At 58.3% G+C, this 20906-nt stretch carries 19 protein-coding genes and 1 riboswitch; of the genes, 13 read left to right on the top strand and 6 right to left on the bottom strand.

Annotated elements, in window-relative coordinates; all coding sequences use genetic code 11:
* Window positions 1-27: 27 nt before the first annotated feature.
* A riboswitch (cobalamin riboswitch) is annotated at window positions 28-222 on the bottom strand.
* Between the two features lie 412 nt (window positions 223-634).
* A complete protein-coding gene (locus Q1A63_RS17410) occupies window positions 635-1597 on the bottom strand; it encodes a VPLPA-CTERM sorting domain-containing protein (RefSeq protein WP_298973042.1) in 963 nt (320 codons plus the stop codon).
* A 218-nt stretch (window positions 1598-1815) separates the two neighbouring features.
* Here Q1A63_RS17410 and Q1A63_RS17415 point away from each other — a divergent pair, with 218 nt between their 5' ends.
* Genes Q1A63_RS17415 through Q1A63_RS17440 form a run of 6 tightly spaced genes read left to right on the top strand, consistent with a single transcriptional unit; the run spans window position 1816 to window position 5860 of the window.
* Window positions 1816-2205: a Fur family transcriptional regulator gene (locus Q1A63_RS17415; RefSeq protein ID WP_298973044.1), complete on the top strand. Its 390-nt coding sequence runs from the start codon at window positions 1816-1818 to the stop codon at window positions 2203-2205.
* A gap of 29 nt (window positions 2206-2234) precedes the next feature.
* The gene (locus tag Q1A63_RS17420) at window positions 2235-2876 is read left to right on the top strand and encodes a DUF2796 domain-containing protein (RefSeq protein WP_298973046.1); all 642 of its coding nucleotides are present in this window, start codon (window positions 2235-2237) and stop codon (window positions 2874-2876) included.
* A 14-nt stretch (window positions 2877-2890) separates the two neighbouring features.
* Complete coding sequence (locus Q1A63_RS17425) at window positions 2891-3592, top strand: ABC transporter ATP-binding protein (protein ID WP_298973048.1); 702 nt, start codon at window positions 2891-2893, stop codon at window positions 3590-3592.
* Window positions 3589-4839: an ABC transporter permease gene (locus Q1A63_RS17430; RefSeq protein ID WP_298973051.1), complete on the top strand. Its 1251-nt coding sequence runs from the start codon at window positions 3589-3591 to the stop codon at window positions 4837-4839. The genes Q1A63_RS17425 and Q1A63_RS17430 overlap by 4 nt, the downstream gene beginning before the upstream one ends.
* A 17-nt stretch (window positions 4840-4856) precedes the next feature.
* Window positions 4857-5360, top strand: coding sequence for a DUF3299 domain-containing protein (locus tag Q1A63_RS17435; RefSeq protein ID WP_299500207.1), 504 nt, complete (start codon window positions 4857-4859; stop codon window positions 5358-5360).
* 29 nt (window positions 5361-5389) lie between these two features.
* Window positions 5390-5860 (top strand): DUF3299 domain-containing protein, encoded by a 471-nt coding sequence (locus tag Q1A63_RS17440; protein WP_298973057.1) that lies wholly within the window; start codon window positions 5390-5392, stop codon window positions 5858-5860.
* Between the two features lie 36 nt (window positions 5861-5896).
* Here Q1A63_RS17440 and Q1A63_RS17445 read toward each other — a convergent pair whose 3' ends face one another.
* Entirely contained in the window at window positions 5897-6079 is a 183-nt protein-coding gene (locus Q1A63_RS17445; protein WP_298973059.1) for a hypothetical protein, read from the bottom strand.
* Between the two features lie 70 nt (window positions 6080-6149).
* On the opposite strand from Q1A63_RS17445, the gene Q1A63_RS17450 reads away from it, so the two are divergent.
* Window positions 6150-7055, top strand: coding sequence for a LysR substrate-binding domain-containing protein (locus Q1A63_RS17450; protein WP_299632302.1), 906 nt, complete (start codon window positions 6150-6152; stop codon window positions 7053-7055).
* Window positions 7056-7447: 392 nt separating this feature from the next.
* Here the strand turns inward: Q1A63_RS17450 and Q1A63_RS17455 are convergent, their stop codons facing one another.
* Window positions 7448-8185 (bottom strand): NAD(P)H-dependent oxidoreductase, encoded by a 738-nt coding sequence (locus Q1A63_RS17455; RefSeq protein ID WP_299632303.1) that lies wholly within the window; start codon window positions 8183-8185, stop codon window positions 7448-7450.
* Window positions 8186-8280: 95 nt separating this feature from the next.
* Between Q1A63_RS17455 and Q1A63_RS17460 the strand changes: the two genes are divergently transcribed.
* A complete protein-coding gene (locus tag Q1A63_RS17460; RefSeq protein WP_299632304.1) occupies window positions 8281-9165 on the top strand; it encodes a LysR family transcriptional regulator in 885 nt (294 codons plus the stop codon).
* 90 nt (window positions 9166-9255) lie between these two features.
* Here the strand turns inward: Q1A63_RS17460 and Q1A63_RS17465 are convergent, their stop codons facing one another.
* Together Q1A63_RS17465 and Q1A63_RS17470 are read right to left on the bottom strand one after the other, a co-directional pair.
* Window positions 9256-10641, bottom strand: coding sequence for a DUF3179 domain-containing (seleno)protein (locus tag Q1A63_RS17465; RefSeq protein WP_299632305.1), 1386 nt, complete (start codon window positions 10639-10641; stop codon window positions 9256-9258).
* Between the two features lie 247 nt (window positions 10642-10888).
* Window positions 10889-11443, bottom strand: a complete 555-nt coding sequence (locus tag Q1A63_RS17470) for a hypothetical protein (protein WP_298973067.1) — start codon at window positions 11441-11443, stop codon at window positions 10889-10891.
* A gap of 307 nt (window positions 11444-11750) precedes the next feature.
* On the opposite strand from Q1A63_RS17470, the gene Q1A63_RS17475 reads away from it, so the two are divergent.
* The 4 genes from Q1A63_RS17475 to Q1A63_RS17490 all read left to right on the top strand — a co-directional run bounded on the left by Q1A63_RS17475 (window position 11751) and on the right by Q1A63_RS17490 (window position 19260).
* Window positions 11751-12017 (top strand): hypothetical protein, encoded by a 267-nt coding sequence (locus Q1A63_RS17475; protein WP_298973068.1) that lies wholly within the window; start codon window positions 11751-11753, stop codon window positions 12015-12017.
* A gap of 100 nt (window positions 12018-12117) precedes the next feature.
* The gene (locus tag Q1A63_RS17480) at window positions 12118-14577 is read left to right on the top strand and encodes a M10 family metallopeptidase C-terminal domain-containing protein (RefSeq protein ID WP_298973069.1); all 2460 of its coding nucleotides are present in this window, start codon (window positions 12118-12120) and stop codon (window positions 14575-14577) included.
* Between the two features lie 424 nt (window positions 14578-15001).
* On the top strand, window positions 15002-16165 hold the full coding sequence (locus tag Q1A63_RS17485; RefSeq protein WP_298973070.1) for an efflux RND transporter periplasmic adaptor subunit: 1164 nt from the start codon (window positions 15002-15004) through the stop codon (window positions 16163-16165).
* Window positions 16162-19260 carry an efflux RND transporter permease subunit gene (locus Q1A63_RS17490; protein ID WP_299632306.1) on the top strand — a complete coding sequence of 1033 codons (3099 nt, stop codon included), beginning with the start codon at window positions 16162-16164 and terminating at the stop codon, window positions 19258-19260. Before Q1A63_RS17485 ends, Q1A63_RS17490 begins: the two co-directional genes overlap by 4 nt.
* A 94-nt stretch (window positions 19261-19354) precedes the next feature.
* On the opposite strand, the gene Q1A63_RS17495 is transcribed toward Q1A63_RS17490, so the two are convergent.
* Complete coding sequence (locus Q1A63_RS17495; RefSeq protein ID WP_298973074.1) at window positions 19355-20236, bottom strand: LysR family transcriptional regulator; 882 nt, start codon at window positions 20234-20236, stop codon at window positions 19355-19357.
* A 132-nt stretch (window positions 20237-20368) separates the two neighbouring features.
* Here Q1A63_RS17495 and Q1A63_RS17500 point away from each other — a divergent pair, with 132 nt between their 5' ends.
* Complete coding sequence (locus tag Q1A63_RS17500) at window positions 20369-20848, top strand: ester cyclase (protein ID WP_298973077.1); 480 nt, start codon at window positions 20369-20371, stop codon at window positions 20846-20848.
* Window positions 20849-20906: the final 58 nt, after the last annotated feature.

The raw sequence follows: 20906 nt of genomic DNA on the forward strand, positions 1-20906 counted from the left end.
CAGACACTGGCCGCCCGGTGACCGTCGGGAAGCCCTGATATGTCTGGCCGGTCTTCTGACTTGGCATCATTTGGGGCTGCGCCTTCTCGACCGGAGCCAATGGCATGATGCAGCGCCATCCACCTTACAGCGTTGGGCACGTTGCGGAGTTCCACCGCATTCCCGATTCTCTCACCTTACCGTTTGCGGGGCTGGGCAAGCACCAGACCGTTGGAGGTTAGCATTCCGTAAGACGGGTCACAATCAGTGTTCGGTGAAAGTCGCTTTGCCGGGGCGCTTGTAGGTTGAAGCTGATGTTTGAAACTTCCTGGTTGCTGATCTTGATCCGTTGTTCCGAAACCTAGAACAACTGTGAAAATTTGACCCTCCCCAGTGTTATAAAAGTTCGAGATCGGGCGGTCCCTAGGGCGCTATCAGGTTTATCTTCTTGGCGTGACTGCGAAGCCGTGACCAGATGCGTGCCTTCGATTTCAAAACGACGCACCGTGCAAGACATCTTTGAAAAATTGTAGCACATGGCCCGCCGGTACTCACCAGACTGCTAATACAGAATAAAAGCGGTGTCGGAATTCAGGGTCTAGATGCTCGGATTGAGGCCGCTGATAAGCGGCCCCAAAACAACTCGGCTTACTCTTTATCGGGAGGGTTGGCGTCGTGCCTTTACCACTCCGAACATTCCAAAGCCCGCGAGCAGCAGGAGCGCGCTTGCGGGAAGTGGAACAGGTGCAATTTCAGGGCTGGTATTTGCCACACCGAACTGCGCGCCCGTAAGATCGGGGGCGTTGAAAATGCTGGTCAATGCGCCGGCAAGGGTGCCGGTGATTTCAAGGCCGATCCCCCCTTGTGCCGTACCGAAGGAGAAGAGGTCGAGGCCGGTCGGCCCGCCAATCACGTCTCCGAACACGGTTTCCGCCAAAGTGTCGATCACAAAGTTGCCGACAGTGACCTCGACATCATCGGTGGTGTCCAAGGTGAACAAAGTGACGCCGCTGCCGTCGTGGAGGATCTCAAGTCCCCCGCCGGCTGTGGAACCACCCGTGATGGGGAAGGTAAAGGTCGCCCCGGTCGCCGTCGCTGTTCCAAACGGCGCGCCGCCAAGCCCCAGTGTCGTAAGCGGGGCTGTCACTGTCACGGTTGTCTCACCGCCGTTGATTGTCGCTGCGTTGGCAGCACCGGTTGCTAACGCCAGGCCTAGGCCCAGGGTGAGTAGTAGCTTTCTCATTTCGTTCATCCTCTCCGTTGATATGGTGAAAGTTGTTGGTATTGCCGATCCGAACACGCGCGCCCTGTTGACGGTCATCACGTTTTGTCTGGCCTCCGAAATCTGCGGCCACCTCGGTGGTGAAACTGCCCGAAACCGGTAAAGCTTCGACCGATATTGGCCGAACATGGCAGCCGCGACTGACAACAGGCCGAACCCCCGGCAAAGGCAGCTGATTTGACAAGTAACGTGCACTTCATGCGGTTTTCCAAAATCGTGTGCATATTTCACACGAGTAGAAAGGTAGCTGAGCCTTTGCGCTATGCAAGGTTTTCGTGGAATTTTTTCACACATTGTCGGTATTCCGCCTAAAATCAGACCGATCCAGGCAGTCATCGCAGCGATTCCTAGGACCGCTCATTTGGTTCACCGTTGATGGGGTCTGAAATCGTCGCCCGCGATTACGGTAATTTTCGCCATGCACCAATCATTGCCAGATCACAGCGCAGCCTCGCCTAAGCGGGTATTTGTCAAAATACTTATCGAGAGATTTGAGGCATTGAAGATTGTTATTTTATAAAATAACAATTTGCCAAGTCTTCGGAGACCCCCTCATGCGTAAACAGGCAGCGACGCGACAATCGGACGTTCTGAACGTGCTGCGAACACATGGCAAACCGATGTCGGCCTATGACATTCTGGACAAAATGAAGGTGGCCGAGCCTGAACTGGCGCCGCCTACTGTCTATCGTGCGCTATCTGCGCTGACCGATCAGGGGCGGGCGCACAAGTTGGAATCGATCAAGGCCTTTGTGCCATGTCGCTGTGCGCATGAAGCCTCAGTGCCCGTTCTAGCCATCTGTGATGCCTGCGGTGCCGTCGAAGAACATGATGGCACGCCGCTGCTGTCGCAACTCGATCAAATCTCTACGCAGTCAGCCTTCAACGCGTCCCGCCATATCGTGGAAATTCACGGGCAGTGCCGAGACTGCTCGACGTCATGAATCCCCCCTTGCCCCATTGGAGTACGGCTATGAAAAAGATCACCTACATCGCTCTTGTCGCCATGACCTCATCATCGGTTGCCGCCGAAGAAGCCCGCCAGCTTGACGCCCATGAACATGGTGTCGGCCAGCTTGATATCGCTTTTGACGGCGCAAAAATCGCGATGGAATTTCACGCGCCCGGCGCGGATATCGTGGGCTTTGAATATGCCGCTGAAAGCGCCGAGGACCGCGCCAAGGTAGACACCGCCGTCGCAACGCTTGCCCGCCCGCTTACCCTTTTTGAACTCCCGGCGGCGGCGGGGTGCAGCGTGGTGCAGGCCAGCGCCGAGCTGGAAAGTGAAGAGGTACACGAGGACCACGACGAACACGCCCATGACGATCACAAGGAAGAAGCCCACGGTGAAGAAGATCACGCGGCGCATGAAGACCACGAGCATGATCACGACGAGCATGCAGAACATGACCATGAGGCAAGGCATACCGAGTTTCACGCAGAATATCTGCTGAATTGCGCGGATACTTCTGCGGCAGATCTCATCACATTTGCCTATTTCGAAAGTTTCCCCAATGCGCTCGAGCTTGAGGTGCAGGTGATCACCGAAAAAGGCGCGACCGCCTTCGAGGTAACGCGTGAGGCGCCGACCCTTGATCTGCGCGACATGTTCTGAGGCCGTCCGCGTCGGTGCCAGAGCAGACCTCAATTCTCGATCTGAAGGACGTCGGATACCGCTGGCCGGGACGGGCGTCTTTCGGGTTGACCATTCCCCAGTTTACCCTCGCACCTGCCGAGACAGTTTTGCTGCTGGGCGAAAGCGGGTCGGGCAAATCGACACTGCTGTCCCTGATTTGCGGGACGATCACCGCCGACGCGGGGCGCGTGCGTGTGGCGGGTACGGATATCGCTGCCCTGTCGGCGGGCAAGCGGGACAGGTTTCGGGCCGAACACATCGGCCTCATATTTCAACAGTTCAATCTGCTCCCCTTCGCCCGCGTGATCGACAACATCCTCTTGCCGCTGCGCTTTGCCCCCCAACGCCGCGCGCGGGTGCCTGCGCCGCAGGAAGACGCGCAGAACCTCTGTGCTGATCTGGGTCTGCCGACCAAACTCATCAATGCCAAGGCCGGAACGCTCAGCGTCGGGCAACAGCAACGGGTGGCCGCAGCGCGCGCCCTGATCGGGGCACCCCCGCTCATCGTGGCGGATGAACCCACGTCATCGCTTGATGCCGCGACCCAGGCGACGTTTTTGCATCTGCTCTTCACGCAGGCGCGCGCGCATGGCACCACGCTGCTGATGGTCAGCCATGACGCACGGCTTGCCGAACACTTTGACCGCGTGGTGCAGATGTCCGACATCACCCAGCCCCATTTGGCTGCGGCATGATCCTGCGCCTCGCTTTCGGATCTCTTCTGGCACGTGCGGTGACCGTGGCGATGACCATCCTGGCCATTGCCCTGTCGGTCGCGCTTTTTCTGGGGGTCGAAAAGGTGCGCACAGGAGCCAAGGCGAGCTTTGCCGATACGATCTCGGGCACGGACCTGATTGTGGGCGCGCGCTCCGGCTCCGTGCAACTGCTGCTTTATTCGGTGTTCCGCATCGGGAACGCCACCAACAATCTGACGTGGGAGAGCTATCAGGACATCGCGGCACGGCCCGAAGTGGACTGGATCGTGCCGATCTCTCTGGGCGACAGCCACCGGCAATTCCGCGTCATGGGGACAACAACCGCGTTCTTTGAGCGCTACAAGTACCGCACCGGACAATCCCTTGCCGTTGAACGCGGGGTGATCATGGAGGACCTCTTTGATGCTGTGATCGGTGCGGACGTGGCGGCGACGCTCGGCTATGATGTGGGCGATCCGATTGTGGTGGCCCATGGGTTGGCGTCTTTCATCGAACATGACGATCAACCGTTTCGCGTCTCCGGCATTTTACAAAAGACCGGCACGCCCGTGGACCGCACCGTGGTCGTGAGCCTGGAGGCGATTGAGGCGATCCACGTCGATTGGCGCAGCGGCGCCCGCATCCCCGGTCAGTCAACGCCCGCTGAGACCATTCGTCAGATGACGCTGGAACCGCAGGCTGTCACCGCCGCCCTTGTCGGTGTCAAAAGCCGGTTGCAGGTCTTCAATCTGCAACGGGCGATCAATGAATACCCCCAGGAGCCACTGCTGGCGATCCTGCCGGGCGTGGCCCTGCAGGAGCTGTGGCAGATCGTGGGGATCGCGGAAACCGCGCTCATCGCGGTCTCCGGCATGGTCATTGTCACGGCCCTGATCGGCATGATGGCCACGATCTTTTCAAGCCTCAGTGAACGCCGCCGCGAAATGGCGATCTTTCGCGCCATGGGGGCGCGACCGCGCGTCATTCTCAGCCTTCTTGTATTGGAGGCGGCGATGATGGCGGCAATCGGCGCGCTCATCGGGTTGGCGCTTCTCTACGTCAGCCTGCTCTTCGCACAGCCATTGGTCGACGCCGCGTTCGGCCTCTGGCTGCCGATTGAGGCCCCGACGCTTCGAGAGCTTTGGGTTCTGATCGGCGTGGTTGCCGCTGGCGCAATTGTGAGCCTGGTACCTGCAATCAGAGCCTACCGGATGTCGCTGGCCGATGGTATGATGGTCCGCATCTAACGCAGAGGTATCAGCTTATGGAACTCTCACGTCGCCACCTTTTGACCACCGCATTGGGATTTGCCGCCCTCCCGAATGCCGGGCTTGCTAATACGCCGAAGCTGGTTGGGTGGGACGACCTGATCCCGCCCGGTGTGCCCTATTCCGAGATCATCGGAGAGGGTGAGATTGACATGGTGCGCGACACCTGGCTGCCGGAATTTGACGAGAACGCCACCAAGCTGAACCCGGTTCTGGATGGGGCTTATATCAAGATGCCGGGCTACGTGCTGCCCATCGATATGTCGACCGCGGGTGTGACCAGTTTCATCATGGTGCCCTACGTCGGTGCCTGCGTTCACGTCCCGCCTCCACCGGCCAACCAGCTGGTCTTTGTCGATAGCGAAAAACCCTGGCCAAGTGATCAGCTCTGGGACCCGGTCTGGGTGACCGGCATCATGAAGCATGAACTGCAATCCACCACGCTTGCTCACATAGGTTATGCGATGACGGCGGAAAAGATTGAGGTCTATGAGTGGTGACGCCCCATTTGAGCCGACGACGGGCGCTCATGACAGTTTTCGCCGCCTTTGCTCTCAGACCCGGCATGGCCCGCGCCAAGGATTACATAGATCTGGAATGGACGGATCTGGTGCCGGAAGGCCAGGCCGCAATCCCCCCCTTCATTCAGGGTCTGATCCAGCATGACGGGCCCAGCCTGAGCCGTCAGCAGCCGCCCTCGAAAGGGGTACGCACCGAATGGAACGGCGAAATCGTGCGCCTGCCCGGTTTCATCGTGCCAATCGACTATTCCGGCACGGGCGTGACCGCCTTCATCCTTGTCCCATTTGTCGGCGCATGCGTTCACGTGCCGCCCCCGCCGGCCAACCAGTTGGTTTTTGTCACGACAGAAAAACCCTATGAAAGCTCCGGCATGTTTGAACCGGTGAACGTCATTGGCATGTTTGGAACGGCATCCACATCCACGCAGCTTGCAGATATCGCCTATGCCCTGTCAGCGGATTATATTGAGCCGTTCTGAGCGTTAAAGACCGCGCCCTTAAGAAGTATCCTTCAGTTATTCAGCGTCGATGCGTCCGGGATCGAATGGCAGATCCGACAACTCGCGTTTGCTCATCTGGCGCAGGGCGGGATGTGAAAGCGGATCCCGCTTCCAGTGCACTTGGGCCGCTTCGGTTTCAGCGCCTTGGCGCAAAAAGGAGCGCAGGTGAAATGTCCGGATGAGAGCTACCACGTCCATGATCTGAGGATGCCATATCAGGCGCGATGAGGGGATCGACTTTGCAAGGCTCTAGGTTTAGAAAATCTAAATGCATCCGCTCAACAAACTTCCGCTCTCTGCACTCCGTGCAGTCGAAGCGATAGGTCGGCTCGGCACCCTGGCCGCTGCCGCTGATGAGCTTGGCGTAACATCCGGCGCGCTCAGCCAACGACTTGCGAAGGCCGAGGCCCGTCTTGGGGTGCCCCTGTTCCTGCGTGAAGCCACGGGGCTTCGCGCGACCGAGGCCTGCGAACGCATTCTGCCACGCCTCAGCCTGGGCATGGAGCATCTGGCCTCTGCGCTGGAGCTGCTTGAGGATGACGAGACCACGCTCACCGTCACGGTCGCCCCCATCTTTGCAAGCCGCTGGCTTATCTGGCGCATCCACCGCTTTCATGAGCTTGAACCCACGATCAGCGTGCGTGTTGAACCCCGTGTGGATATGGTCGATTTCCGCAGTTCCGAAATCGATGTCGGGATCCGCGTCGGCATGTCGCCCGGCCGCCATGTAAGCGCATCGAAGCTTTTGGATCAGCGGGTCTTTCCGGTGTGCTCGCCTGAGATCGCGCTCCGGGTACACAAACCCGAAGACTTGTTGAAGCTTCCAATCATTCGAGAAAACGATGACCTCTTCGGTTGGAAGACCTGGCTTGCGAACACCGGACTGTCCGTTCCACCCGCCGTACCGGGGCCGACCTACGCAGATGCCTCCCTATGTCTCGACGCGGCGATGACAGGGCAGGGTGTGTTCATGGCATGGGAGACGCTGGCCTCGGACGCTATCAAAGCCGGACAACTTGTTGCCCCGGTTCCCGGGCGGTGCGAGACCGGCCAAAGCTACTGGTTCGTGGCGCACCCGCGTTCCGCAAAAAAGTCGAAGACGGTGAAATTCCGCCGCTGGCTCGAAGCGGAACTGATGCGGTCCGTGATCGAATGGCGCAGCGGCGGCGATTGACAATGCCCGCCTGTGGACAGATCGGGCAATTGTTGCTCTGCTCCATTTAATGCGACCTCAAGGCCGCAATATCGGCCCATAGCGCATCACTGCTGACCGAACGTGGTCAGCAGTGTCTTGATAGTGACTCTCCAAGTTGATCGGAGAGACCAATGAGGCGAATTCTCAGGGCATGCTACGCAGGCCGCACCGCATTCAAAACTAAAGCGCCACCAGAGAGCAGGCGGGACCCAACTGCGGTTGCCCATGTGAAGGATCATCTCCGTCGGGATATCGGTATCGACGATGCGCACAGCAGGGTTCGGACCATGTGCTGCGACCCGCTAGAGGTCGAGATCCGCAGGCTGCTTTCGCGTCTCTAAAGAAAGCCACAGATTGCCGCACTTTCCCGACTAACGATCTGGCGCAGCGATAGCGCGGCCATCGTCATCCCAGTCACCCCAGCTTGGAAACGGGATAGGCTCGGTATCGTCCAGCGCTCCAAGATACGACCGCCAATCGGAGAGGTTTTGTTCAAGCCTTTTATGCAGGCTCGCGTCGTCCTCATACCTGTAGCCATGTCCCTGCACACCGAAGGATATGAAAGGGGGCAAGACCGAGAAACCCATGTAATATAACGAATACTGGATCGGCCAAAGCATAGTCTGGAAATCACCGCCGCGACTGCCGGGGCCGAATGCCCGTTCCGGCGCACCCGTGGTCACAGAGACGATGGCCCGCGTGCCGCGAAAGTGACCTGTGTCATAGCGCTTCCGGCTGGTGTAGAGGCCGCCGTTGACGAACACGCGGTCCATCCAGCCTTTCAGAATGGCGGGCGGGCCGTGCCACCAGAGCGGAAACTGCAGGATGACCAGATTGGCGCGGTTCAGGTGCTCGATCTCGGTTTGAACCTCGCTTGGCAAGTTGCTGTTTTCCCAAGCATGACGCTGCTCTCTCAGCGCTGCGAAAGCCTCCGCGTCAGCGCGGTCGCGGTAGTGCGCCGCACACTCGACCGGATCAAAACCTGTGCGATAGAGGTCATTCACGGTTGTGCTGTAACCGATGTCTAACAGGCTTTGACGCGCTCCTTGCGTCAACGCACCGTTGTACGACGACGGGTCTGGATGGGCGTGAACAATGTGAGCGTGCATTTCGAGCATCTCCAGTGTGGATGGCTATTTGCGCTATTATTCAACGTTCATTTTCGATAAGAAATTGATCAAATAGGTAATTCGGCATTACAAAAATGAACAACATGCTTGACTGGAATGACTACAAGGTCGCCCTGCAGATTGCCGAGGCCGGGTCGCTTTCCAAAGCCGCCCAAATGGCCGGGTCAAGCCATCCGACCATGTTTCGCAGGATAAACGCTGTGGAAGCGAAGCTCGGCGTTCGCCTCTTCGACCGGCTCCGAACCGGTTACCGGCCCACGGCGGCTGGTGAAGAGGTTGTGACCGTCGCTCGTCAGATTGCCGAACTCACGACAGAAACGGAGCGCCGCGTTGGTGGGCGCGATCTTCGACCCTCCGGCACCGTGCGGGTCGCGACCACCGATGCGCTTTTGTTTGCTGTGCTGACACCGATGATTGCGCAGTTTCGGCAGGTCGAACCCGAGATCACGCTTGAGGTCGTGGTGTCCAACGAGATCTCCGATCTGTCTCTTCGGGAAGCGGATATCGCCATAAGACCTGCGCGCGCGCCGGAATTGCATCTTGTCGGGCGCAAGCTGGGCGTCATCCGTCAAGCGATCTACGGCAAACAAAGTGATCATCAGGATAACGGAATTCAGAGAGAACTCAGCGAGATGCCCTGGGTCGGCCCAAACCGATCCATGCCCTATCCCGAGCTGCATGCGTGGATGGCAAAGAACGGGTATGATGACAGGTGTGTCTGTCGGATGAATACCCTTCTGGGGATGCACGCCGCGGTCCGTTCAGGCGTCGGCATTGCAGTCCTGCCCACCTACCTTGCTGAGGCTGATACGGAATTGGTCTCTCTTGGCGCGTCAATGGATGAACTCTCGGTCGATCTGTGGCTCTTGACACATCCTGACCTGCGCAACACCGCACGCGTGCGCGCTGTACTTGATTACTTCGCTGGTCCTGACCTCATAGCCACGCGCCTGAAGTAGGGTGTGTTCAAGCTGTCGGGCCCCGCAAACTGTTCATGTCGAGATCCCGTTGAGATGGCCCGCTTTCGTGGAAAAGTGCTGCAAAGCACCCTATTGCATCCACAATTCGGTTTGAGGGTGAAATTGCGACCAGGCAAACCAGAATGCCTGATGGCTTCCCAGATCAGAGCCATCTGCATCCACCGCTTTTATCCCGCCAGCATCAAGTTCCAGCCGAATGTTTTCAAACGCGATCTCATCGCCACGCGCCAAGGCAACAAGCGCCGTGCTCCTTTGGAAGGCGACCGGCTTGCCCGAGGCCGTGACCGCGCCAATGACGTCTTCATGCACCGGTAGCCGTGGGTCGACATCCCCGACCGGGAAAATCGGGCCATTCGCATCGCGGCCATTCCGAAAGTCCGGATCGCGCCCGAGCGCATATCGTTCAAGCAGCACGGTTGTTTCCGGGTGTTCTTTCTTCCAGGTACCCCAGTCGGTGGTGATGACCGTAGCCTGTTTGAGCTGCAGTTTTTGCGCGGCCAGCGGTCCCGTCACCGCGTGACCCAGAAACGTGTCGAACACGGAGAAGGTGTTCAGATCGTACATCACCTTGTTGGACCGGCTCAGCAGCCCCGAGGTGCGCAGGATCGGTCGTTCAATGCCCTCAGGCAGACCATCCGTGAAATAGGCCTGCGCCGCGCCGCACAAGGTGCAATAGGGAATGCCGAGGTCGCGACCGCCCAATGTGTCGTTCACCATCTCGCGGACCTCCATGATGCGCCGGGGATAGGCACGATATTCACCGTTCACCCCAATACCAAAGACAATGTCATTGTCTTTCAGCCAGGTGGCTTCATCGGCACTGCTCACATCCGGATTGTCAGCTGCGGGGATGCAGTTGCACAGATCGTCCGTCCTATCAAAAGGGCGATCATCGATCAGGACACCGCCCCAGGAAACCAGCCTCCAGTCAATATCGCCTTCCGCAAAAATCCTGTCCCATCCGGGGACAATACCGGTGAAAATGGCGCGCTTGACCGCGAGGTAATCGGGTGGGGCCGGAATGTCCCACGCCATGAGATGATCGGTGACGACACCCCAATTGTTTCCTGCCGCGAACTCTTTGCCCAACAGCTCGGATGCGGCGTTCGAGAGGGCATCATGTAGCTGCCGCGAAGGCACAAAACGCATCATATCGCTGATGATCCAGACCAGCCGAGGGTCCTCGGAACTGGCAATCTCCGCCAGTGCAAGCTCCTGATTTTCATCCCAGGTCGAGAGGGTCACACTGTCAACAAATGCCACGCGCACGGCGAATTGCATCGCAGGGGATAGCGCGCCTTCCGGGACAGCGGGCGGATGACCGAATTCTTCGATCACATAGTCGGGCAGCGGATCTGCGCTCTGCGCTTGCAACGCGCTAGAACAGGCCAGAGACAGCGCCAACACCGATGCGATGCGCAGAATGCGAGGAAGAATATCACGTGCCGACACCATGAATAGGCCTTTCCAAATCTTACTTTATCCAAAATCGCGCGGCCCGGATGCCCATTGGGAACCAGCGCGCGAGGTCGCATCAAGTGTGCCCTGACTCTGCACAGGCACCCAATCACGTTTGCATCAGGGTTGGTGAGCACTTGGGGAGGCGGTGCCAGACCGAAGGCAAGTTTCCTGCAAAATTGGCCGCGCAAATACGCCGGTTTTCTGCGTTTCTGTCAGGGGATAGATGGCCACGGCCTGAGCCCTAAACGACAATCTCATCGGCGTGTTTCAGCGAGACCGGCCCGCGATGCAGGAGGTGGGGAACTCCGACAAAGAGGAGGGGCCGACAGCCCAACGCATGCATCTCTTGAAAGTATTTCTCGGTCCGGTGATGCAGCGCGTCCAGCTCGGCGACGCAACCAGGTGAATAGGGCACAATATCAGATTTTGCCGCAGCGATGTCGGCGGCCGGACCGGCATCCTCGTATCGCCAGATCACCGTGTTACCAGCAGAAAACCCTGCCTCGTCAACAGATACCCCAAAGAAACGTCGGCCGTTGTCGGGCCAGGAGTGCCCTGCTCTCAGCATAGCATCGCGTATCGCTTCGGGGTGGACCGTCGAGAACTGAACACAATCACACCAACGGCATTTTAACTCCGGCAGCGGTCGTGTCGGAATGGTCTCGCGTCCGCGATACTTTGCCATCTTTGCAGCATAAAGATCGGGGTGTTCCTTGCGCAACGCGTCGAGGGGAAGAAGGAGATTACCGCGTAAGTTTGGCGGACACATATGATAGACAACCGGTTTTCCCCTCATATGTGCTTGGCTCCTATCCTTCGCATGATGATATGCGCGCTAAAGCTGCCTGTTCGTTAGCAGATGCGAAGCAGCGATGCAGTCGCTTGCCGACATTGGGCCTGGATGAGCCATGCCTTGCCGCGTTGTGAAAACGTTGCCCCGCATCCGCAGCACTTTTGCTCTCTTTGTCGATGTTAACCGCGGGTTTCGCTGCCGATCAAAGTTTGAATGAGACAAAAGCTCTTGAGGCGCGCGCTTTCGCCTTCAACCTCATCGAAATCGCTCCTCTCTCTGATCACTCTCCTGTGAAATCAGCCGGGCCCGGATGAGCCTCGAAAATTTGAAACGACTGACTTTCATAGCAGCCATCCCAATTGCCAAGGGCTGCGCCTTGTCGATTGGCCAGGAAAGCGATTCGAGAAAATGCAGGTCAGGACCTGTATTAAATTTCGGTAAAAGCGGGCGCGTTCTGGTTGAAATATATTCCCGCAATTGGGGAGTTGCAGCGCGATTAAAATCGGCTAACGTGCTTGCGGGCAGTGGAATGAAAAACAGGGATGCCAATGTCTACAAAACCGCCCCTCCAGTATGACCACATCAACTTTGGCGAACAATCGATACCTGCTCCAGATGCTATAGCACCAGACGAGACTTTATCCGAACATCTATCGACCTGCGAATGCGCTGCCTGCATGGCGTCTGATCGTTTCAAAGATGATGTCGACAGAGCCCCAAACGTAACCAACAGCACTGCGGCGTCTGCAGCGGCAGCTGCAACACTTCAGGAGATGTCCAACTTCCTGGAGGCCGGGTATTGGAACAGCGCCAACGGTCCGCGTCACAACCTGGGCTCGACCGGGTCCGATCCCAACAATGGCGTCCTTTACTACAACGTAAGCGGCTTTGGCCCTTTAACCTATGGTGGCGGCAGTGACACCAACGGCGTATCCGCGGCACGTGCGGACCTGATCCGGGATGCTTTCGATGTCTATGAAGCCGTCCTCGGGATCGATTTCGTGGAGACCACAAGCACCGATGACAGCGTTGTTGACTTCTTCTTCTCCGACAACTCCAGCGGTGCCTATGCCGGGTCAACGCGCTTTGGCGACGGCACCATCTATTATTCCTATGTGAACATCGCGGCGAGCTGGTCAGGCGGGACATCCACCTACGATGACTACACCCTGCAAACCATCTTCCACGAGATCGGCCACGCTCTGGGTCTTGGGCACCAAGGGCCCTATAATGGTAGCGCAAGCTACAGCAACAACGCCATTTTTGAACTCGACAGCTGGCAGGCATCGATGATGTCCTATTTCTCGCAGGGCGAGAATACAGCGATTTCTGCAAGCAACGAGTTCTTGCAAACACCGATGGCGGTGGACTGGCTGGCGCTCGACAGCATCTATGGGCAATTTGGATACGGCGTTTCAAACGCGTTTCTGGGCAATACGACCTATGGGTTCAATACAACGATCTCGGCAAGTGAGAGCCGGATCTGGAACGCTTATTCCGACTATGCCAACCGCACAGCATCCACGATTATCGACGCAGGCGGCATCGATACGCTGGACGTCAGCGGGTACAGCGCGAACCAGAAAATCGACCTGACCGTTCAGTCAGAAACCCAAACATTCCAAAACACCTCTGACATCGGAGGCCGGATCGGAAACCTCACACTTGCGGTCGGGACTGTGATTGAAAATGCGATCGGCGGGTCAGGCAATGACCAGTTCATCGGCAACCAAGCCGACAATGTTTTCGAAGGTCGCGCTGGCAACGACACATTCATTGGTCTGCTCGGCAATGACACCTTCCACGGCGATGCCGGGTTCGACACCGTCATCTACTCCTCTCTCTTTGGCTCCTACACTTTCTCACTTCTTCAAAATGCGATTGAGGTGATCGGGGAGGGTATCGACCTAGTCTACGACACAATCGAGAGCCTTCAGTTCTCCGATGTCACCTACAGTTTTTCAGACATCCTGAACCTGTTTGACAACGCAGCGCCAGTGGCCAGAAATGACGCCGCCACAGTGGAAGAAGGCGCTGCCCTCACGCTCAATGTGCTGGCCAATGATACGGATGCAGACCTGGATCCTCTGACAATCACGGCCGTTGAGGGGCAGGCGATTGCGACGGGCGGATCGGTGGACCTTGCCTCGGGCGCCTCTGTGACGTTGAGGAGCAATGGCACCCTTGAGTATGCGCAAAATGGCGTTTTCGATGCGCTGATGGATGGCGAAACAGATATCGAAAGCTTCTCCTACACGGTCTCGGATGGGAACGGTGGCACAGACGACGCAACTGTCTCCGTCACGATTGACGGGGTAGGTAGTGTCGCCGCAACTCCCATCGGTCAAAGTGGCACGGTAACGGTGGTGCAGGACAACTCGGATCAATGGCATACCGTGACCTTCAGCGCAGTCATTGAAAACGCCGTTGTCGTCATGGGGCCCATGACCTTCAATGGCGTTCAACCGGGAACGACGCGCGTGCGCGACGTCACCGACACCGGGTTTCAATTCCAGATCGACGAGTGGAACTATCTGGACGGGGGCCACATCGAAGAAAGCATCGGGTGGCTTGCAGTATCTGAGGGCTCACATACGCTGGCTGGCGGCCAAACCATTGTCGCCGGGACCCAAGACATCGGCACAGACTTCACCGAGATCAGTTTCGGCGAAACACTGGGCGAAGCCGTGGCACTGGCAGAGGTCACCACTTTCAACGGCTCGGACGCGGTCACCACGCGGATCAAGAACGTGGACGGCACTGGCTTCGAAGTGCAATTGCAGGAAGAAGAAGCAGAGGGCCCCCACGTCATCGAAACCGTCTCATGGATCGCGATCGAAACGGGCAGATCTGCGGGTCTCGACGTGTTCCTTACGGACGATCAGGTAAACCAGGACGCGGATAGTTTTGTGTTCAACACAGGCTTCGGCACGGCGCCGGTTCTGCTCGCAGATATGCAAAGCACTGACGGGCCGGATACGGCGACCCTGCGTATGAGCGCGTTGAGTGATACCGGCGTGTCGCTTTTTGTCGAGGAAGAGGCCTCTGATGACAGTGAACTCCGCCACACCAACGAAACGGCAGGTTATGTCGCCTTGGAAGCAGGGCTGATCTACGACGAGTTCGTCTTGGTCTGAACTGCGGGGCGTTGTTTTGTGAACGGACGATGGATTTGGAGTGACGCGGTCATACTGCGGGCACGTCAAACCAGCTTTTTGGCCGGCTTTGACTGCACAGGAACTCCTTTACGCGAAACGCATCAACACCGTACTCAAAAGCTCTATACCTGCTTTGCTGGCAGGACAGTTACGATCCGCCGGTAAAGACATATACCCGCAGGAATTGGACATTTTTCTGCCTATTTGCCAGCGTTCAAAACGCGAAACGACCTAACTCAAAAGAAGCCGAACCCGAATTTCGCAAAAACTCACTGTTTTTGCGACGGAGAAGCTGTGCGCTTGCGTTTAACAGCCGGGTCACAGATTCTGAGAGTGGTTTCGACGGATGCGCATATATTTGACGGCTATCGGTGCTATTGCGATTCTCTTGGGATCTTATGGCATGACTTTTGGCGTTCCGGCTGGGATCAAAGCGTCACTTGGCATCGATGAGGCGGCTGTCAGTGACGCTAATCGCGGTCCCGCAGGTGCGCCGCCAAACGGCGCACGGGGCGGCGGTCCGCGGGGGGGTAACGCGGCCAGTGTCACTGCGGTGGTCGTGACCCCGCTGGAGATGCAACCCTATGAGGATGTCCTGCGCGCCATTGGCAGCGCCTCGGCCTGGCGCAGCGCTTATGTGGTTTCCGATGTCTCGGGCGAGGTGATTGAGATCAATCTGCCCGCCAATCAGCAGGTCGCTGCTGGCGACGTTCTGGTCCAGTTGGATGCCCGCACCGAAGTGCTGAACCTGGAAATTGCCCAGGCGGAGCTGACGCAAGCCCGTGATACCGTCCAGCGGTACGAGCGCCTGCAGTTGAACGGCAATTCGACGATCACGGATGTCACGCTCTCGGATGCCCGTGTGGCGCAACGTCTAGCCCAGGCGGCTGTCGGGCTTGCCGAGGTGGCGTTGGACGACCGGACACTCCGCGCCCCGATTGCAGGAAAGCTGGGGCTGAGTGAGGTCGAGGTTGGCGATATCCTGTCGGCAGATACCGTCATCGTCACAATCGACGATTCACAAGCGCTGGAGGTCGAGTTCGAACTGCCCGAACGCTCCATCGCGCTACTTGAGACAGGGCGCACCATTCTGGCGAGTACCCCATCACTCACGGGTCGGATCTTTGAGGGTGAGATCACGTCTTTTGACAGCCGCATCGACAGTGTGACCCGCAGCGTGACGGTTCAGGCACGGATAGAGAACCCCGATGGCCTGCTGTGGCCGGGCATGACCATGTCTGTGCGCCTGATCCAGCAAAGCGATCCCCTGGCGGTTCTGCCCGCAACGGCAATCACCTGGTCGCGCAATGGATCAAGCATCTGGATCGAAAGAGACGGTCACGCCGAGCCGGTCGCGGCGACCATTCTGTTTCGGCGCGGAGATCGGGTATGGATCGACGCCGACGTTCCGATGGGCACGCGGGTGGTGACGGAAGGAGCTCAGAAATTGCGCACCGGAACCCAGATCGCGGCAGTGCAGGGGTCGCAGGACGGGAATCCCCAGCCTGCCTCGGAGATTGGCGGGGCCGAAACCGCGCAGCCTGACCCACCGGGGGCGCCGACGTGAACGCGACCGTGCCGCGGCGCGACAAATCAGGGATGGCGGATCTTTTCGTGGCACGCCCGATTTTCGCGGTTGTCATCAACCTGCTTATCCTGATTGCGGGACTTGCCGCGCTGGCATCGGTGGACGTGCGGGAAATGCCCGATGTCGACCGGCCGGTGCTGTCGATCCGCACCGATTACGAAGGCGCGGTGGCCGAAACCGTGGATCAGGAAGTCACCCAGGTGCTCGAGGACGCTCTGAGCGCGTTGGAAGGCCTGTCCTATATGGAAGCAAGCTCCAGCAGCGGCGAAAGCAGCATCACCATTGACCTGTCGGAGGGCACCGATGTGGACGTTGCCGCAAATGAGGTGCGCGAGATCGTCTCCGCCACGCTGCGAGAGCTGCCCGATGACATCGACGATGATCCGACCGTCTCCAAGAACGACCGCAACGCCGATGCGATCATCCGCCTGGCCGTCATGGGGGACGCAGATTTTGACGAGTTAACCGCATTGGCGGAAGGGCCGATCTATGACCGGCTGTCCCTCATTGACGGCATTGCGGAGGTAACCATACGCGGCGACCGGGCTGATGAATTCCGAGTGACGCTAAACATGCCGTCGCTGCTCAGCCGCGGGTTGACGGTATTCGACGTATCCGATGCGCTGACCGATCTGCGTGACGATACACCACTTGGGTCGCTGGACGCGGCCTCGCAAACCCTGGCGCTGCGGGTTGGCAATGCCAATGTGACGGCAGAGAGCGTTGGCCAGATCCCGATCAATGCCACCACCCGCGTCTCGGATGTGGGATTTGTCCAGATCACGCCAGAGGACAGTGACGTCTTTGCCCGTGTTAACGGTCAGCCCGCCATCGGGCTCGACATCAGCCGCCAGTCCATTGGCAACACGCTCGACATCTCGAAATCTGTGCGGTCCGCTGTCGAGGAGTTGCGCGCGGGGCTGCCAGAGGGTGTCGATCTCATCATCACCTCCGACGATGGCGTCTTTATCGAAAGCTCCATCGAAGAGGTGGTGAAATCCATCGGTCTGGCCACGGTGATCGTGATCGCCGTTATCTTTCTCTTCCTGCGGTCGCCGCGCGCGACGTTGATCCCGGCCGTCACGATTCCGGTGGCGTTGGTGGGTACCATCGCCGCAATCTGGCTGACCGGGTTTTCCGTCAACACGATCAGCCTTCTGGCGCTGGTATTGGCGACGGGCATGGTGGTGGATGATGCCATCGTGGTGATTGAGAACATCGTGCGCAAACGCAAACAGGGCATGGGCGCGTTCGCCGCGGCAGCGGCGGGTACGAATGAGGTGTTCTTTGCGGTCATTTCCACAACCGCGACCCTCGCGGCGGTCTTTATCCCAATCTCCTTCCTGCCCGGACAGGCGGGAGGTGTCTTCAGCGAATTTGGCTTTGTGCTGGCCTTTGCGGTTACCCTGTCCTCGATCACCGCTTTGACGCTGGCGCCGGTGATGGCCGCTCTGCTGGACCCCGGCAAACCCGAAAAGGCTGGCCAACCGGCGCCGCCGGGGGCCGTTGCGCGTGCATTTGATGTGGTGATGGACCGGGCGATCCGCGCGCCGCTGCTTGTGCTGGCCATCGCGGGCAGCTTTGCCATCATCGCAGCGGGAGCGGCGGTCTCTCTCTCCTCCAGCATCACGCCCAGCGAAGACCGCGGGTTTTTCCTGATCCAGGCGCGGGGTGCCGCGGATACGACGCCTGAATACCTCGACACGCAGGTCGCGCAGATTGAGGAGATTCTGACCCCCTACCGGGACAGCGGCGAAATCTCTGCGGTACAAAGCATCATTGGCGTACGCGGTGGGACCAACGCGTTCATTATCGTGCGCCTGCCGGATTGGGCGGAGCGCGCGCGCAGCCAGCAGGAGATCATCACGGAGGTCAGCGGCGAGTTGGCCCAGGTGCCCGGGGTGCAGGTTAGTGCCAGATCCACCAACAGCCTGAACATTCGCGGTGCCGGGCGTGGTCTGCAATTCGCCGTCACTGGCTCGGACATCGCAGCAATGACCGACGCCGCCGACACCCTGATTGGTGCGATGTCCGATGATGAGACTTTCCTCAATCCGCAGCTTTCCAACGACAGCGTGCAGGCGCAGTTCGAAGTGCGGGTCGATGAAGACATGGCCCGCGTGTTTGGCCTGTCCGAGGCTGAAATCACCGCCACGGTGAGTGCCATGGTGCAGGGCAGTGTTGCCGTGAGTGTCTTTGAAGGCGACACGGAAACGGATGTGAATGTGGTGCCGGGCGGTCAGCCCATTGATGATCCTTCAGATCTGGAAGCGATCTACCTGCGCCTGCCTGATGGGGCCTATGTGCCGCTCTCTGCGACGGCAACGCTTGTCCCCGTGGTGAGCCAGTCACTGATCGAACGTCAGGGGGGCGCTTTGGCGGTGTCCGTACAGGCCAACCTGAACCGGGGCGTCGATCTGGGCACCGCGATGACAAGGCTGAGCGAGATCGCCAGTGAAACACTGCCGACGGGCATGGGCATCATCTTCACCGGGGAGGCGGCCAGCCTGAGCGATAGCCAGGCCGCTATGTATATGGTGTTTAGCGTCGCGCTTGTTGTTGTGCTCCTGGTGCTGGCGGCGCAATTTGAGAGCTTCGCAAGCGCGGTTGTCATCATGCTGACCGTCCCTTTTGGTCTTGCTGCCGCATTGATGGCGATATCCCTGACCGGCGGGTCACTGAATTACTATAGCCAGATCGGTCTGGTCATGCTGATCGGGGTGATGGCCAAGAATGGCATCCTGATCGTTGAATTCGCCAACCAACTGCGCGAAGCGGGCCAGGACATCGACAGCGCGATCCGTGATGCCTTGCGCCTGCGCATTCGCCCGGTTCTGATGACCATGGTTTCCACTGTTTTCGGTGGCTTACCGCTTGTCCTGACCTCGGGGGCAGGGGCCGAAGCACGTATCGCGGTGGGGTGGGTCATTGTTGGCGGGCTGGGCTTTGCCACGGTCTTTACGCTGTTTCTGACGCCAATCTTTTATCGCTGGATCGCCGTCTACGGAGCAGAGCCCGGCAAAGCGGCCAGGCAGCTGCGGCGCGAGAATGCGCTTGTCGCTGTTACAGAGTAGCAGGCCCAGATGGATGCGATCAGTTGGGCGCTCTTGCGTTTTCACCAGATCGCTGGGAACCGGGCTTTGACACTTCGCCAGCTGTCTTGTGAACTCAATGGGCGGCTTCGGCGAGGAACTTCACGAACAATGAAGTCAAACCTTCTTTTGGCGCGTTCGGTGGCCAAACCGCAAATACCCCAACAGGGGCCACAGACCAGTCGGGCAATACGTGCCGAACAACCCCTGCAGCGGCGTCTTCCCCCATCAGGAAATCCGGAACGATTGCCAATCCGGCCCCGGAGCGCGCCAGGTGATACAAGGCGTGCGCATCATTCACACTCAGCCGCGCGGCTGGTTTTAAAAGCTCCGGCTGATGCCCGGCTTTTTGGAATTCGGACATCGGTTTGACCTGGGTCAGTTCCACCCAATCCCAATGCTCGACATCCTTGGGCGTGTTCGGGGTGGGCCGGGTGCTCAGATACGATGAAGCGGCGACAAGGCACCGATCCACATCATAGAGCTTTCGTGCCTTCAGTGCGCTATCCTCAAGCCACCCCATGCGCAGTGCCACATCAATGCCATCCCCAATCACTTCGCGACGTAGATCGGAAAAATCGAGGTTTAGACGCACGCCCGGATAGGCAATTGAAAACTCTGCCATCCGCTTGACGATGCTGGATTGCGCCAAAACTGCGGGTGCGGTCACGCGGAGCACGCCGGAAGGCTGCGCCGCCAGGTCAGAGATTGCGTTTAGCCCCGCCTCCGCGGCATCAATCATTGCACGCGCAGCACCGATCAGTTGTTCACCATCACGCGTCAGGGACAGTTTACGCGTCGAGCGATAAAGCAGAGCCACGCCAAGCTGCTCTTCCAGATGCGTGATGTGATGGCTGACAACCGAGGGCGAGAGGCGAAGCGCTTTTGCCGCGGCGCGAAAGGAGCCGTGATCCACTGCTTTCGCAAATATTGCAATTTGTCGTAGTTGATCGATCACTACTTAACTTATCCGAACAGTTAAAATTATTAATTCTATCTTATAGAACTATTTTGCTGCGTCTATGCTCATTCTGCGGAGGTCGGCACTTCGGTCTGCGCGGTGATTTCCCAGCGTGAAGGAGCTAGAAAAATGATGATAATCAGAGCATTGGCCGTAGGTTTTGCACTACTGATCGTACCCATGGCCGAGAGCGCGCAAGCCGATGAGCAGGCGACCGTTCAGGTGTTTTACGATTTCTTGAGCAACCCGGTATCGGAAGAGAATGCCGCAGCATTCAAGGCCGCAGTTGCGGAGGATTGGGAGAGCATCGGCGACTACTCAGGGGAGACCAAATCCCGTGAAGAACTGATGGGTCAGATGGGAGGCTTTGCACAGCTCATCCCCGATCTGAACTGGGCGGTCGAGGAAATGATCCAGTCTGGCAACCAAGTGGTGGTCAGAGGCCGCGCAACAGGCACGCCAAATGGCCCCTTGTTTGGGGTTGATGGTAAGGGCAAGGGCTTTGAAATCATGAGCATCGACATCCACACAGTTGAGGGCGGCTCAATTGTCAGAACCTACCATGTGGAAGACTGGTCAGGTGCGTTGCGCCAAGTCGGGGCTGACTAAAGTCAATGTGTCAGACGGTTATAAGCATGGCCGTCTGACCAATTTGTCGGAGGAGAGA

Source organism: uncultured Roseobacter sp. (assembly GCF_947499265.1).
Taxonomy (GTDB): Bacteria; Pseudomonadota; Alphaproteobacteria; order Rhodobacterales; family Rhodobacteraceae; genus Roseobacter.